Source organism: Bradyrhizobium sp. USDA 327, from assembly GCF_041262065.1.
GTDB classification, from domain to species: Bacteria; Pseudomonadota; Alphaproteobacteria; order Rhizobiales; family Xanthobacteraceae; genus Bradyrhizobium; species Bradyrhizobium liaoningense.
In genome coordinates, this window is record NZ_JBGCCW010000001.1 from 7319884 (window position 1) to 7334147 (window position 14264).

Annotated in this window: 13 protein-coding genes; 10 read left to right on the forward strand and 3 right to left on the reverse strand. The window is 60.1% G+C overall.

Features of this window, described 5'->3' with window-relative positions:
* The first annotated feature begins 11 nt into the window (after positions 1 to 11).
* The 6 genes from ABIA42_RS34600 to ABIA42_RS34625 all read left to right on the forward strand — a co-directional run bounded on the left by ABIA42_RS34600 (position 12) and on the right by ABIA42_RS34625 (position 8988).
* Complete coding sequence (locus ABIA42_RS34600; protein WP_370116764.1) at positions 12 to 2795, forward strand: DUF927 domain-containing protein; 2784 nt, start codon at positions 12 to 14, stop codon at positions 2793 to 2795.
* Positions 2785 to 3435, forward strand: a complete 651-nt coding sequence (locus ABIA42_RS34605; RefSeq protein ID WP_370116761.1) for a hypothetical protein — start codon at positions 2785 to 2787, stop codon at positions 3433 to 3435. The genes ABIA42_RS34600 and ABIA42_RS34605 overlap by 11 nt, the downstream gene beginning before the upstream one ends.
* A gap of 3066 nt (positions 3436 to 6501) precedes the next feature.
* Entirely contained in the window at positions 6502 to 6759 is a 258-nt protein-coding gene (locus tag ABIA42_RS34610) for a hypothetical protein (protein WP_370116758.1), read from the forward strand.
* Between the two features lie 163 nt (positions 6760 to 6922).
* Positions 6923 to 8017 (forward strand): hypothetical protein, encoded by a 1095-nt coding sequence (locus ABIA42_RS34615; RefSeq protein ID WP_370116755.1) that lies wholly within the window; start codon positions 6923 to 6925, stop codon positions 8015 to 8017.
* A gap of 4 nt (positions 8018 to 8021) precedes the next feature.
* A complete protein-coding gene (locus ABIA42_RS34620; RefSeq protein WP_370116752.1) occupies positions 8022 to 8828 on the forward strand; it encodes a hypothetical protein in 807 nt (268 codons plus the stop codon).
* A complete protein-coding gene (locus tag ABIA42_RS34625) occupies positions 8752 to 8988 on the forward strand; it encodes an HGGxSTG domain-containing protein (RefSeq protein WP_370143718.1) in 237 nt (78 codons plus the stop codon). The genes ABIA42_RS34620 and ABIA42_RS34625 overlap by 77 nt, the downstream gene beginning before the upstream one ends.
* A gap of 37 nt (positions 8989 to 9025) precedes the next feature.
* On the opposite strand, the gene ABIA42_RS34630 is transcribed toward ABIA42_RS34625, so the two are convergent.
* On the reverse strand, positions 9026 to 9796 hold the full coding sequence (locus ABIA42_RS34630) for a hypothetical protein (protein ID WP_370116747.1): 771 nt from the start codon (positions 9794 to 9796) through the stop codon (positions 9026 to 9028).
* Between ABIA42_RS34630 and ABIA42_RS34635 the strand changes: the two genes are divergently transcribed.
* A complete protein-coding gene (locus tag ABIA42_RS34635; RefSeq protein WP_370116744.1) occupies positions 9795 to 10031 on the forward strand; it encodes a hypothetical protein in 237 nt (78 codons plus the stop codon). The genes ABIA42_RS34630 and ABIA42_RS34635 overlap by 2 nt on opposite strands.
* Positions 10032 to 10662: 631 nt before the next feature.
* Positions 10663 to 11433 (forward strand): hypothetical protein, encoded by a 771-nt coding sequence (locus ABIA42_RS34640; protein WP_370116741.1) that lies wholly within the window; start codon positions 10663 to 10665, stop codon positions 11431 to 11433.
* 12 nt (positions 11434 to 11445) lie between these two features.
* Here ABIA42_RS34640 and ABIA42_RS34645 read toward each other — a convergent pair whose 3' ends face one another.
* Both ABIA42_RS34645 and ABIA42_RS34650 read right to left on the reverse strand, forming a co-directional pair.
* Positions 11446 to 11991 (reverse strand): thermonuclease family protein, encoded by a 546-nt coding sequence (locus tag ABIA42_RS34645; protein ID WP_370123769.1) that lies wholly within the window; start codon positions 11989 to 11991, stop codon positions 11446 to 11448.
* Positions 11992 to 12176: 185 nt separating this feature from the next.
* The gene (locus ABIA42_RS34650; RefSeq protein WP_317254595.1) at positions 12177 to 12422 is read right to left on the reverse strand and encodes a helix-turn-helix transcriptional regulator; all 246 of its coding nucleotides are present in this window, start codon (positions 12420 to 12422) and stop codon (positions 12177 to 12179) included.
* Between the two features lie 443 nt (positions 12423 to 12865).
* Here ABIA42_RS34650 and ABIA42_RS34655 point away from each other — a divergent pair, with 443 nt between their 5' ends.
* Both ABIA42_RS34655 and ABIA42_RS34660 read left to right on the forward strand, forming a co-directional pair.
* The gene (locus ABIA42_RS34655) at positions 12866 to 13477 is read left to right on the forward strand and encodes a hypothetical protein (RefSeq protein WP_370116737.1); all 612 of its coding nucleotides are present in this window, start codon (positions 12866 to 12868) and stop codon (positions 13475 to 13477) included.
* Positions 13478 to 13715: 238 nt separating this feature from the next.
* A complete protein-coding gene (locus tag ABIA42_RS34660) occupies positions 13716 to 14261 on the forward strand; it encodes a hypothetical protein (RefSeq protein WP_370116734.1) in 546 nt (181 codons plus the stop codon).
* Positions 14262 to 14264 lie beyond the last annotated feature (3 nt).

Consider the following 14264-nt stretch of genomic DNA (forward strand, 5'->3'; position numbering starts at 1 on the left):
TGGGAACGATCATGAATAGCTTCAACAACGCCCAGCGCGTCGATTTCAAGGCCGTCAGCTCAGCGGCTCTCGGCGCATTGGACTTCGTCATCCCCAAGCTGTTGCCTGGCGGACGCCGCGAGTCCGGCGAGTGGGTTGCGCGAAACCCGACCCGGAACGACGGAAAGCCGGGCAGCTTCAAGGTCAACCTGAAGAGCGGCGTGTGGTGTGATTTCGCCACCGGCGACAAGGGCGGCGACGTCATCGATCTCAAGGCGTACCTCGACGGCAAGTCGAAGCTGGATGCGGCGCGCGAGCTCGCATCGATGCTGAACGTCCAGCCCACGGGTACGATCAACCTGACCGGGAACGTGCGCGATCCCCAGCCGAAGGTGACCGCGAACGTCGCGGCGACGCCGGCCGAAGCTAAGGACGTGCCTGTGTTCCCCGCGCGGACGAAGCCGGATGACGACGGCAAGCCTCGCTTCATGGTGGCCGGTGACGAGGGGCCGCGCCCGCGTGACAATGAGAAGCGACGGCACATCTACAAGTGCGGCAGCGTGCCTGTTCGCATCAAGATCATGACCAAGGGTGAGCAGCGGGCCTTCAACGCCTATCGCGTTGCAGATGTCGATGGCACCACGGGCTGGCAGTATCGCAAGCCCGATGGCTACAAGTCCGTCCCCTACGTGACTGGGGATCTCGACAGCTCGACCACGGTCTTCTGGCCCGAGGGCGAGAAGGACGTGGACTCCGTCGGCAGGCGCGGCGGCTGCGCCATCACGTTCGGCGGGGTCGGCGACGGGTTGCCGGCCGGGTGCGAGCAGTACTTCGCGGGCAAGCATCTCGTGATCCTGGCCGACAACGATGACGAGGGATCGGATCACGCCGATGCAAAAGCGGCGCTCGCATTCGGCGTCGCTGAGAGCGTCCGTGTCGTGCGGTTCCGAGAGCTGGAAAAGAAGCAGGATGTGTCCGACTGGTTCGAAGCCGGGCACTCATTCCAAGATCTCGAGGAGAGGGCTGGGGCTACCGAGGAATGGAAGCCCTCAACGGAAGAGATGAGCCAGGAAGAGGAGCACATCCAGGCCCAGGCCGAGAAGAAGTCGGCCCTGCCGGTGGGCTACAGCTTCTCTGATCGGGGACTGATGTGGAGCAACCCGGACGATCTGGACAAGCCCGCCATCTTGGTTGCCGGTCACTTCGATGTCGTGGCGGAAACCCGTGACACGGAAGGGGCAAGCTGGGGCGTGTTGTTGCGCTGGCGCGATCACGATGGCCGCGAGCACCAGTTCGCGCTGCCGCGGGCGACCTTGGCTGGCGACGGCTCGGAGGCGCGCCGGATCCTGATGGATGGCGGGTTCTTCATCTCGCCCAGCAACACCGCTCGCAACCTGTTCAACTCGTTCCTGCTTCAGGTGAGATCGCCGAAGCGCGCTCGGGCTACCCAGCGCGTGGGCTGGCACGGCAACTCGTTCGTCATGCCAGACGAGTGCTTCGCAGTTGATGATCGAGATCTCTTGCTGCTGCAGAGCGCGTCTGCCCACGAACACCCGTTTCGTCAGGCGGGCAGCCTGGAGAGCTGGCGACAGAACGTGGCTCGGTACGCCGTCGGTAACAGCCGGCTCGTGCTGGCACTGTCCGCCGCTTTCGCAGGTCCGCTGGTGGGCCCGTGCGCGGCCGAGGGCGGCGGCGTTCACTTCAAGGGCGCCTCATCCACGGGCAAAAGCACGGCCTTGCATGTCGCCGGCAGCGTTTGGGGCGGCGGCGATACCAACGGCTACATCCGTTCGTGGCGATCGACGGCCAACGGCCTGGAGGGCGTCTCACTGGCGCACTGCGACACGCTGCTGTGCCTGGACGAGCTGTCCCAGTTGGCGGCGAAGGATGCCGGAGAAGCCGCCTACATGCTCGCGAACGGCTCGGGTAAGTCCCGCAGCACGCGCGACGGCTCTGCCCGTCGAGCAGCGAAGTGGCGCGTCCTCTTCCTGTCGTCGGGTGAAATCGGCCTTTCCGATAAGGTGGCTGAGGATGGTCGTGGCAAGCGCCTAGCAGCCGGTCAGCAGATCCGGATCGTAGACGTGTCGGCAGATGCCGGCGCCGGGATGGGTATGTTCGAACAGCTGCACGGGCTCGCCTCACCGGACGCCCTCGCGGTTCACCTGAAGACCGCGACCCAGCAGCACTACGGAGTCGCCGCGAGGGAGTATTTGGCGGCCGTCGTTCCGCACATCGAGGACATCCGGAAGACCGTGAAGGACGTCGTGAAGAGCTTCTGCGACACCTATGTGCCGGCAGGAGCGGACGGACAGGTCGGGCGCGTGGCCCAGCGGTTCGGGCTCATCGCTGCCGGCGGCGAGATCGCGACGCTGTACGAGATCTTGCCCTGGTCGCGGGGAGACGCCGTGAAGGCAGCAGCCCTGTGCTTCGAGCAATGGCTCGCAGCACGCGGCGGGCACGAAGCAGCCGAGACGGCCGCCGGCATGGAGCAGGTGAGAACCTTCCTCCTGAAGGACGGAATGTCACGCTTCATCCCCGCGTGGGAAGACAATGCGCCCAAGGGGATGCAGGCGCGCGATGTCGCCGGCTTCAGAGAGCAGATGGGCGATGGCTGGGACTTCTACGTCACCACCACGGCGTGGAAGGAAATCTGCGCCGGTCTCGACCCGCGGCGCGTGGCAGCGACGCTGAGGCAGAAGGGCTACATCGAGGGCGAAGGCTCCCACATGGCGAAGTCAGTTCGCGTTCCCGACCACGGGAAGATGCGCCTCTACCATATCCGGTCGACCTTCCTGGAGGATGCAAATGAAGCATGACTTGCAAGCCTTCTCCCGGGACATCGTGGCCCTCATCAAAACGAGTGGGGACAGTGGTGGCAGTGGGGACACTCCCGAGAAGTGTTTGCGGCACAACGACTTTTTTGTCCCCACTCAAGAGACGATCGTGTCCCCACTCGAAAACGAGTGGGGACAGCCCCTGCCGGCGAGTGGGGACAGAAAAATCCAGAGAATTGAGGTGGTTACGCGGAGTGTCCCCAGTGTCCCCACTGCCACCACTATTTTTGAAGAGGGGCGAACAGCTTTGGTGTTCGAGGACAATCCCGCCGGATGGCATGCAATTCTGAAGGAGCTGAAACGAATGCAAGCACCCGAATGGGCTGGCGCAGACCGATGGTTTCAGGTGGTCGAAGACGCCGACGCCTTCCTGTCGAGCTGGGGCAGCGCGGCTCGTAATCTTGGCTGGACCGCTCTGGACCTATTCGGCGCTCACGCCGTCTCGCCAGGATGCCGATACGACGTAATGGGTCTGGTGATGTTACTTGGAGGCGCGACTGTCTTTGGGCTGACCGATCAGACGGCGGCTTTCCGGCGGCTGTCCGGCTCGACGCTGACGTATCGACGCAAGCCGATGTCCGGCGCCGTACTTCTGTGCGGAGGTCAGCATGCAATCGGCTGAGGAGACCACATGGAGGGTGCTCACACCGTACGATCCCCGGGAGGGCATTAGCCTGGCGCTGGCGGCCAAGAGAGCCGGCAAGTCAGAAACGACGATCCGGAATTGGTGCCCCCAGCATGGTCTCGGTCGCCGTGTCGGAGGCGGCGTTTGGGTCGTCAGCCAAGTCGCTCTCGCCATGTTCCTGGATGGCGATATGGCGGCTCTTGCTGCGTACCATGCGGGCGACCACTCGGGCTCGGAAGTTGCTCAATACTTCGAGCGCTTCGGTCTTCCTAGGCGAAGGCCTTCCGGACTCAAACCGAATGGACCAGGAGGAGGTTGAACGGTACTTGCAGTCGACGTAGTTTTTCAGAGCGGAAGGATTCACAATGCAAGAACCGGACTAACGGACAAGCTTTCGCTTGGACCGTATTTCGCAGCTAAAAGTGAATTTTTCAAAAAGCGCGCCGTTAAGGGCTACGACTAGCGCGTATGAAAAGGATCGCTTCATTACCATGATTCTAAAACGCCCCGGATCGCGTGGGCAACAAATGAAGAACGAGCCAAACATCCCGAATGATATGCGCATCGCTGAGAGTTGCGAGTGGGGTGCGTGCCATGGAGGCATCGACCTGAAAATGCCTACTGTAAGCCATGGGGATCAGCTTCCCAAGTAGCGTGAATCATCTCGATAGCACGGCGCTACAAAACGAAGACCTGCACTGAGTGTTTGTGAGGTGTTCATTCTCTCGACCGGAAGCATAGGACCCGTCGGGTATTGCTTTCAGACTTGGTGGCTTACAAGCCGTTCAACAGATATTTGCGCCTGGCTGCGGTAGCAGTCATCTCTGCTTCACCCAAACACGACAACAAAACCCCTTGTCTCGCGCCACGGTTGCATGCAGAATGACCGCCTTTCCTTTCAACTATTGAGCAAACAGTGTCTTTGATCAACCTTCCTCACTGAGATTCAGCTGAGTTGTTATTGCCATGCGCCTTTTCATCATCTCCATTCTACTCTTTCTGGCATCCCCGGCAGCAGCCCAGAGATGCGTTCTTGAATGCGAGAACCCTCTTTCGCCCCTCTGCCTCCGATTATCCAGCGAGATTGGATCTACAGCATCGCAAGGCTTTCGGTGGCTGAGAGCAGCATTAGATCGTGACCCCAACAGGGTACGCGTTCGTGAGTTCATGCAGAACTTTTCAGTGAGCAACGATCCCTGTCGACGCGGCGATACTAGGTTCGTGCAAGGGAAAATATCCAACCAAGGAATAGGCCTGTGCCAAATAGGAAAGGCTGTATCTGCGGGCGACCGTGAGATCTCAGCTTTCTTCAACATACCAGCGAGATTGGTGGCGACTTATTCAAGAGAGGGGGCTGACGTTGTGCTCAAACCCACGTCAGTGGTTACCGTTTTTCTTGATAATCAAGACCTCCAAGCTGATTGGGGAGGCGTTGTCGACGAACTGAGGTTCGGAGCCGAACGCTCGATCATTGCTACGACCAACGGATGCATCCGCTATGCATATTAATCGAAGGTGGATGAAAGTTGCGATTTCCATAGCTTCCCTGATGTTCTTAACGGGCGCAAAATGCAGCATCGAGTGCCGAGGCGGCCGGTGCGGAGCGCCGGACAACGAGGCTCGAGCACGAGAGTATCAGGAATGCTGCGAGCAGTGCAGCAAGGACTGGTGCCGCGGCCCCAGTGGCTGCAACCCTGCATATCGAGAGTGCTTACGCGAATGTGAGCTCTATCATGGCAAGTAGGTTGCGAAGCAGTTTCCTCGTCTGGTTGAGCGCGATAATCGTCGCGTGCCCTCCGGCAAATGCCGTTCCCTGTCAGTTAGGTCCAACAGCAATCAAGCCGAAGCAAGAAAGTCGGTTCTTTCTAAATAGGGTGACGAACTTCAACACAAGCGGAGCAGTTTCTTTGATCGCTCAGCCTCGCGGTTTAGCGAGACTGACCGAAAGACTATCTATCGATATCCAGGGTGCTCGGAGCATCATCTCTCAATATGCACGAAATAGCATATCCGACATCCCGAGGGATGAATGCGGCGTGTATTCTACCGTTGATGGGCTTTCAACTTCGGTCGAGGGCGGCTCCTTAGTACTTCGAGCAAGCTATTCGGCCGCCTTGTGGTCGTGCAGGTCAGGACATGTGCCTTGCCCAATAATCCCTGCAAACCCTTTGCGAACCTGCCTCCAAGAATGGAAGGACAGACTTGGAACGGGAGCGGGGAGCGTGTGGGTAAGAGTAAGTCCGAGACCTGCGGGAAATACCGTGGCATTCTCCAGCGCGTCGGGCAAAGACTTCCGCATGGATGATCGGCTGCGTTTTTTGGTCGCTACTTTTTCCGGCTTTGCCGCGCCATTAGCGATTGAAGCCATCGAAAGGTCCGTGGCTGACGGAATCTCGATTACCAATCTAAACGACCTGATCCGTCGTCCTGACCTGCCTGAAGGGCCGTTTCGAAGCGAAGTTTCCTCGACGCGCTTTTCAGCTGATATTCAACAGAGGTGCCGCGAGGAGATAGTCCCCAACAGGGGTCCGCTAGGGATTACGTTCGGCTTCCGGTCACTAGTGATTTGCGACTTAGATCAAGATAGCATTACGTTGGAGCTGACGCGCTCAACTTTGATGAAGGAGCGGACTGCCTGCTTTGTCAGGTCACAATTAGTAGCTGAACAGGCACCCGGGAGTGTTGCCGTACCAAGGAGGCGAGGCCAGCGAGTCAACCGGAAGGCTCCCTAAAATCACGGCGACGCAAGTAAGAATGCCGAGGGAGGAGCGTGGGGCCATAATTTTCTCCTGATAGGTTGCCCGGAAAGCCTAGAGCCCGCCCAGGCGCAAATTATATGAAGTGCTTCACAATTCTAGATGGGAGCCGGTCACCTAGCTAAGATCTGCAGTGCGGGCGCTTCTTGGAGACGAAGCAGGCACCATCTCTGGAGTTTTGCGACCAATACGCGCGTGCGAAGACGGCGCAGAATCAAAAAAGCCCGCAAAATCAGCAACGTTGACATGGCGGAGATCGGACAGCCCTCGTACTGACAGTCTCATGCAATCTGCATGAGGACGAGCGATGGACGACCTTGGCGCATTCGAGCAACTGATTCAATTTCGTGCCCCTGCGAACCTGTCAAAGGCGATCGACAGGGCGGCGAGCCAACGTTGCCAATCAAAATCAGACTACATCAGACAAGCGTTGGTCGACCGCCTTCAGGCGCACGAGGGCTCTCCCGTCGGCGAGAAGCGCGATGGTCTACAAGTTGGCCCCAAGCCCACCTTTGACCGTGCCGTGTTTGCTGGCGGCGTATTTGACGCTGGAGGCGGCAAGTGACTTGGACGCCTATCCCTCCGCAGTCCAAAACCTGGACCCAGCAGGTGCGACGTGTCCGCGGGTTCGATCCCAACGGATTCGACAGAACCCCCCGTTTTGATACGGGTAGCAGCAGCGGCCTTTGGGACCAAAAGGCCGCGCAAGCTGAGACATGGGTGGTTGAATGACGCTTGCGATCACCCACGCCAAGATTACCAGTGGGACCGTCAACGATGCCGTTGAGGTGGATCTGGCCGACTGGAACGATGCGCACACTGTTGCCGGCACCGTCGATGCGGCGCAGATGCCGGCGCTGACCGGCGATGTGACCTCATCGGCTGGCGCCGTCGCAACCACTCTCGCGACCGTCAATGCCAATGTCGGCACCTTCGGCAGTGCAACGCAGGTTGCCCAGATCACGCTCAATGCGAAGGGCCTAACAACGGCTGCCTCGAACGTCACCGTCACCCCGGCGATTAGCAGCGTCACGGGCCTCGGAACGGGTGTTGCGACCTTCCTTCAGACGCCATCGAGCGCCAATCTCAGGGCTGCCTTGACTGACGAGGACGGCACTGGCGCGGCTTATTTCGTTGGTGGTGCTCTTGGCACGCCGGCCTCTGGCGCGCTGACGAATTGCACGGGCCTGCCTCTCCCGACCGGCGTTACTGGCAATCTGCCTGTATCGAATCTGAATGGCGGCACTGGAGCGACAAGCTCGACGTTCTGGCGCGGTGATGGGACGTGGGCCGCGGCTGCCGCCGCAGGTGTCTCGAGCATCGCAGGCAACACGGGAGCTTTTACGCTCTCAAATGGCATCACCAATTCCACGAATGACATTCGTATCGACACCGGCAATCTTCCCGGTATCGCGTCGAACAGCGCGGCAGCGTCGGGCAAGGTCGGAGAGGTCATTTCCGCGAGCGGCACGTCTGGCTCGCTGACGACCGGCACGGGCACAGCTCTCGGCTCCATCCCTCTCACGGCCGGCGATTGGGACGTTAGCGCCATGGTGCAGTTCAACACTGGCGGTGGTACGAGCACGACCGATTATTACGTATCACTTTCTGCGACCAGCGCTAGCATCGCGGCACCCTATGGGACGTCGATCGTATTGCATGAGCGCGTGCCAGCTATGACCGACCATGGCGATGGCTTCACCATTGCGCCGACGCAGGCGCTGCTCAACTCCACAACCACGCTCTACATCAACGCGCGAGCCGACTACACGGGCACCGCAACCACGGCCACCTGGTCAATCCGGGCGCGGCGGGCGCGGTGATCTCATGGCAAGATGGACTCAGAAGATCGAGGCGCACGGCGCAAGCAAACAACCGAAGCCGGGCAAGCCGCGAGCTCGCTTGTATTCGACCATCGCTCACACGCGCGATCCTGACGAGGAAGTCGGCGATCCGGAGGAGGCTGATGTGGCACGCAAGGTCAAGAAGAACGCTACCTCTGCCGAGCGGGCCCTCACGATATCGCCAGAGGCCAAGGCGAACGTTGCCTATTGCCCCCCTCCGGACGAACTCGACAACAGCGTGCCTGAGCTAAGACACCTTGGCGGGTCGAAGTCCGATCAGTGGAATCTGATGCTCTGCAATCAGGTAATCAGTACCGCTTGGTACGGTCGTAACCCGCAGCCGGGCAAGGACCTGGACGACAAGAGGACGGCCATTCTCGCCTTCATGGCGGGGGTGAACCCGAAGGACACCATCGAGGGCATGATGGCTGCCCAGCTCTTCGCTTCTCACGCTGCTGCCATGGAATGCTATCGCCGGGCGATGCTTCCGGATCAGAGTGTCGAGGGCAAGCAGATGAATCTGACGCTGGCGGCCAAGCTGACGAAAGCGAACGCAGAGCAGGCCGCAGCGCTATCGAAGTACCGCGGCAAGGGGCAACAGAAGGTCGTCGTAGAGCATGTGCACGTCTACCAGGGCGGCCAAGCGATCGTCGGCCAGGTGACCCCAGGGGGGTCTATGAAAAATTTGGAGGCTCAACCCCATGCTATTGGATATGCAGAATGCTCCCCGGTGCGGCGCGAGAACGAAGAGCAGAAACGGGAAGCCCTGCCAGTCGCCGGCAATGCCTAACGGGCGCTGCCGGATGCACGGAGGTCTTTCTCCCGGGGCTCCGAAGGGCAACCAGAATGCCTTCAAGCACGGGCGGTACTCGGCGAGGTATCTCGCGGAGAAGCGAGAGATCGCCGCTCTTCTGCGTCAGATGCGGGCGTTCCCACCGGCCCAAGCGTGAGGGTACTGGCCGAAATGAGCCACTATTGACCACCGGCTCAGTCGGGGTCGGGCCCGTCGTATCCGGCTGGCGGCCGAACAGTGCGCCAGCGCGCGGCAATCTCGTCACAGGCATCGGCAACATTCCGAAGCTTTTTGACGAAACTCCCCGGCGGCTTGTGGGCAAGCCCGCCAAAAACATCGACCGCGAAGCAGAGCGAGGGGTCGGGATCTCCAAGGCCTCCGAGGAACCGGCTCACGTAGGTATGGATCAGCCCGGCGATGATCTTCGAGCGCTCAACGCGAGCATTCGTCGAGGTCTCTCCCTTGGAGAACAGCAAGACAGCGGCGCCAACGGCGTTATTGCTTCCGGTCGTCGGGCGATGGATGGTGAAGTCAAGGGAAACGCTGATTCTAGTCGGCCAGAGATCAAGAAGGGGCTGACGGCCATGCACGGCGCGACAATCAAGCTTGCGAAATCCAAGCTTGTTGTAATGATGCTGGAATGCTTCGATTGCTTCGATCGAGCCGCGACTGTCGCGCTTCATCCAAGCGGATGCGCCGGGTTTCGCTTCTCGCTTTTCCAGCGCTATTACTGCATCGGCCAAGTGGCCGTAGCTTCGCGTCCCGTCTCCAAGGAAGTTAACCAGTCCTTCGCGACCCCTCGCGTACTGTGCGACGATGGAAGTTTTGGGAAAGCGAGCATCGCGAATGATGCCAGTGCGCCGCGTCGATGAAGTCGAAGGGCTGAGATATTCAGCCATCTGGTTGGCTGACAGTTGCGGCGTCGCTCGGTAATTGAATTTCGGTTTATCTTCGGTGGTGCCCATGGATGATATCTTTCTTACAAAACGAATCGACAACCAAAGGTCGATATGTATATCACCGCTACCAGCCAAACTGTACAAAGAGGCCGGGGGTAAGGGCCTTGGTGGCGAGTTCGGCTATTTCATTTATGAGACCAGCTCAGATCACCCCGAAGCTGGCATTGAGGTGATTGGAAAAGCCGCCTCTCTCGAAGCGGCTCTACGGTTGTTTGAGGTGATTTCCGGCAGCGAGGGATAGCGCTCGCCCTCTCTGGATTGCCGTAACCTTGTGGCGCCGGTCTGGCGGGGTCAATGCTGGGAAAAGAGAGCGCAGCCTCAATTGCATGTGGTGGTGCTCATGATGCCGGTACGCATGGTGTTGCACACCACAGGATCGACTCTTGTCGCTGCGACTGGCGGGACGTAGGGCGCATTGCCCCCTCCACCGCCCCTCAAGCTTGCCACCTCGACCCGCTGCCTGTCGGCCTCCATTGCGAGCCTCTGAGCCTCGCAGCCGGTGGCTCCTGAGCGAGCCAGGCAGTCCTTATAGGCAGCTACTGAGGCGTCGTACGAATTGTTGGCCTGAACGTTTCGGACCACGCCGCAGCCCGACAGGACCACCGCGGCAAGCAGGGCGGAAACGCGCAGTACAGGGCAATAGACTAGATGCAATCGGTTCATGGCAAAGCCCCCCTAGAGGAGATTCAACCGGAACGGGCGAGCGAAAGCAACAGCCACGTCCTCGCAATGGCGGGCTGTTCGTCCCCAGGGGATTAAATTCGCTTTCGTAAGCAAATTCAAAGGCATGTTTTCGGCTCAGTGCGAAGATCTGGCAAGTAGGTAGCCTAGGTCATAAGCTGCATCTGGGGCCCGGAAGAAGGAGACGCTTCGTGGCAAGCGGCGAGGATGACAACGAGGAGGAGAAGTCTCCTAAGTTGCGGCTCGTCAGCACCAACCCGAATGCTCGCGCTGATCGACAGATTGAACTGGCCAAGAGCGAGGTCCAGAACGCACTGTCTCAATTCGCCGCCGCGTTGCTTCGTACGATTGCGGGCAACGACACGGAAGCGGTCTATCTCATCCGCCGTCTAGCTCTCGTCGTGGAGGCGATCAACAAGTTCGAGAAACAGGCGGATCGGGGGATGTCCGCCGCGGAGTTGCAGGAGGCGCTATGCTTGCCGCAAGCCGAAATGGATCATTCGGCGGACGATGATTGGCGCTATCGTCGCTGGCGCCGTGAGGACGGCTTCGACGATATTGTGAAGGGCGCGCTCCGCTTGGCGGCACATAAGCTCCTTGGCGAGGATCCGGCCTTCGGCGGGATGCATTCCGAGAGAGTAATCGAGCGGGGCATAAGGACGCTCGAGGAGCTAAGGCGCCCTCCGCCCCCAGCCCGACCACGATCGAGGCAGACAAAGGGCTTGGCCGCCAGTTGGGAAGATCTTGTCCTCAGTCGAACTACAGAGAAACCCAAGCGCAGGTTCGGCGAGCGACTTGGGTCAGCGCCCAAGGCCTCTGCCCAAAGGCCGACGCGCCGACGCGCTGGGTTCGATGAAGACGATCTGAAGGAACTTCGAAAGGCGATCAAGGCGAAGGACAACAAGCGGATTGCCGAGCTCACGGCAAAGATCGGCCGGCCCAATCTCCAGGAGCCCAAATAGCCGGCAGTCTGATCAGCGGCGATCGTTGACCTCGTCAGAGCACGCAGCCGGTCTGCCGCCGTCCTTCAGGCAAGCGCGGTATTGCCACGGCTCAACGAAGCTTCCAGCCCAGATCCCGCGGTTGGCCTTCTCTGCGCTGTGCTGCGCATCCTCGTATTTGCCTTTGGAGTACCTCGGCCAATCGAGCGCGTGTCCGTTCGCGACAAGCCAGTGTCCGATATCGGGGCCAGGCCCTCCAAGTGTGCAGGTCGCGACCGTGCGCCCGTACCGGTCTCGGTCAACCGGAGAGCAACTCACGGGCCGCTTGATGGCCCATAGCAGACCGGCGAGCGCCGTCGCCGCGACGCGCCCGCACTGGTACAGCTTGCTTTCATCGTTCCGACAGAGCTGATCACTCTCCGGGGCGTCGATACCCCAGAGCCTGATGCGCTGACCGTGGACCTCGATCGTGTCGCCATCGATCACGCTGGCCTGCCCGACTAGGTCGTCCGCACGAACCGGAGGAGCGGGCAGAACGGAAATTGCCAGCGCGAGCCCGAAAATTCGATTTACTTCGATTTTCACGATGATTTTTCTACCCTTCAAGAACAGGTGAATCGTGCATTATCGGGGAAAATAATTCCCTCTTTTATGGAGTGGGTAAGTTCGGCCGATTTTATCCGGCCCCAGGAAATGCCCTTTTGTTGCTCGCAAGTCGGAGGGCTGGGGCCCCAAAAGGGGTGGGGTACCTCTGAATAAAAAAATCAACGCTTCCGCTTCTTCATCCTCACGCCGGCTCCGCCGCCGTTCTCCGGGATGAACTCGACGCCGGCCTTCTCGAGCGCAGCGCGGACTGCATCCCGAACATCTTCGGACACGGCCGAGCCGTCATCACTCTCGCGCTCAAGGCGCTTGATGGTCGGCAGCGATCGTCCGGCCGCTTCCGCAAGGTCGGTTTGAGACCAACCCAGTAGTCCACGCGCCGCTCTTATCTGTTCGATCGAAATCATCGCGATTCCTGCTTGACACTTTTTGGATCATTGATATGATCCATTTTGTATCAAGACCGCAACCTAAAGGCAACCCAGATGAGCAACAGCACCTCTCCGGTGAACGGCGGAGCTATGTCTGCCCCTTTCCTCACAGATCAGCAGGCCGGGCAGTTCATCCCCACCCCAGCTTTGGGCTGCCGCGAAGCTTCCGTTAGCACGAAGCCGCGCTCGTCGGCCAATGCACTCCGCTCCAAGATCATGACCGAGGCCCACGCTCGCGCCAGGGCGGACTATGCCCACGAACTCGCCTGCCGTGGTCGCGCTCACCACGTCAACCGACCCTATAGCTATTACCTCGCGCTCCAGATGCGCAGCGGCTTCGCTGAGGCTCGTGTTGCGCGGACTGGTATGGCGCCAGCTTTCGAACTTCCCCCGCAGCATTGGGCATAAAGGAGCAGGGCATGCTTTCCCCTACCACCAACATCGACCGCGTTCGCGTTCCGGCTCGCCTGCTGCTGAAGGGCGACGTTACTGGCTCGGGCGAAACCGTCCTCAGCGTGAGCGCTGGCGTTGCGACGCCACGCGGCAAGGTCGAAGTGTCTCTAAGCAAGGGCGAACACGGTCGTGTGGCGATATGGAACGCCGGTACAATCATCGTCGTGCGCCGCAGCACTTCCAATGCCACCGCACCCGAGGTAGCCGACGATACCGACGAAATCCCCCTATCTGACCGGCTGCCTACATTCAATGAGCTGGCCAGCTTCGATGCCGGCAAGGCATGGGACCAGTTATCGCTCGAACAGCAGCGTGAGATCGGCGTGCTCGCGCTCAGGTTCGGTACGGTCGGTCAGTGTGAGGGTTACTTCCACGATACCCTTGAAGGCGTGCGCAAGGGCTTCAACTCAGCCCATTGGACGCCCCAGGTTCAGGCGACAGCTGTTTGGCCGCGCCTGCACGTCGAGCTGATCGAGAGCGCAGCTCAGGTCGCGTTTCAGGACCTGTGCGAGCACTTCGATCCCCTATGGCCCCAGCTGTTCGGCTGGCAAGCTCGGAAGGAGGTGAAGCAACCCTAGGCTTGCCGTCTGTCACAGACCGGGCACGGGCGATGCCCGGTCAATCCATCAATCCGCAATACAGAGAAACGACATGAGCAACGCGGTAGCTAATGGCGCCACGGGCGCCGGACTATTTTCATCATCTTCCCACAAGCAGGAAAGCGGGCCCGACGCATGTCAGCCCGGATCAGCGCGGTCAGAACCATCCGCCTGCTCAAGCATTCCTGTGCCCGGGGCAGTAAGCAGGAGATCACTGATGAACGTTTTCGTTGGCGCCGCCGCAGTCGCAGGCGCAGCTATTCCGCCCAGCCTCCTCGCGGCGAGGCCGGCGCCAAACGTGAAAGAAGTGCCTTCCCTCATCGCTAATCCCGACGCGGAGTTGTTAAGCCTCGGAAAGCGGTACGAGCAACTTCTCCGGGAGGAAGCGACCTTTCGGCGCAAGAGCCGGCGCCTTCATGCGGCAACCGAGGCGCGGAGAGACGAGATATTCGGGCGGGATTTCGCCAGCACAGACGAGCGCCGACGGACTCTTTCGACGGAGGAGTTCCGCGAGTGGCATGGCGCTTGGGAAACCGCCAGCGCTGAGACGGGCCACAGAGCGGCCCATGGGGCGTGGTGCGCGGCCTGCAAGCGCACCAGAGTAGTTGGCCGAAAAATACTCCGCATCAAGGCCGCAACACTCGCGGGCCTGTTGGTGAGGAGCCGGGTACTCACAACCAATGGCGAGCTGCTTTGTAGGGGCGAACCGATCGAGCAGCTTGAGCGAGAAATTCGCGCCTTCGCTCTGCGCTGCCAAGCGTAGCTC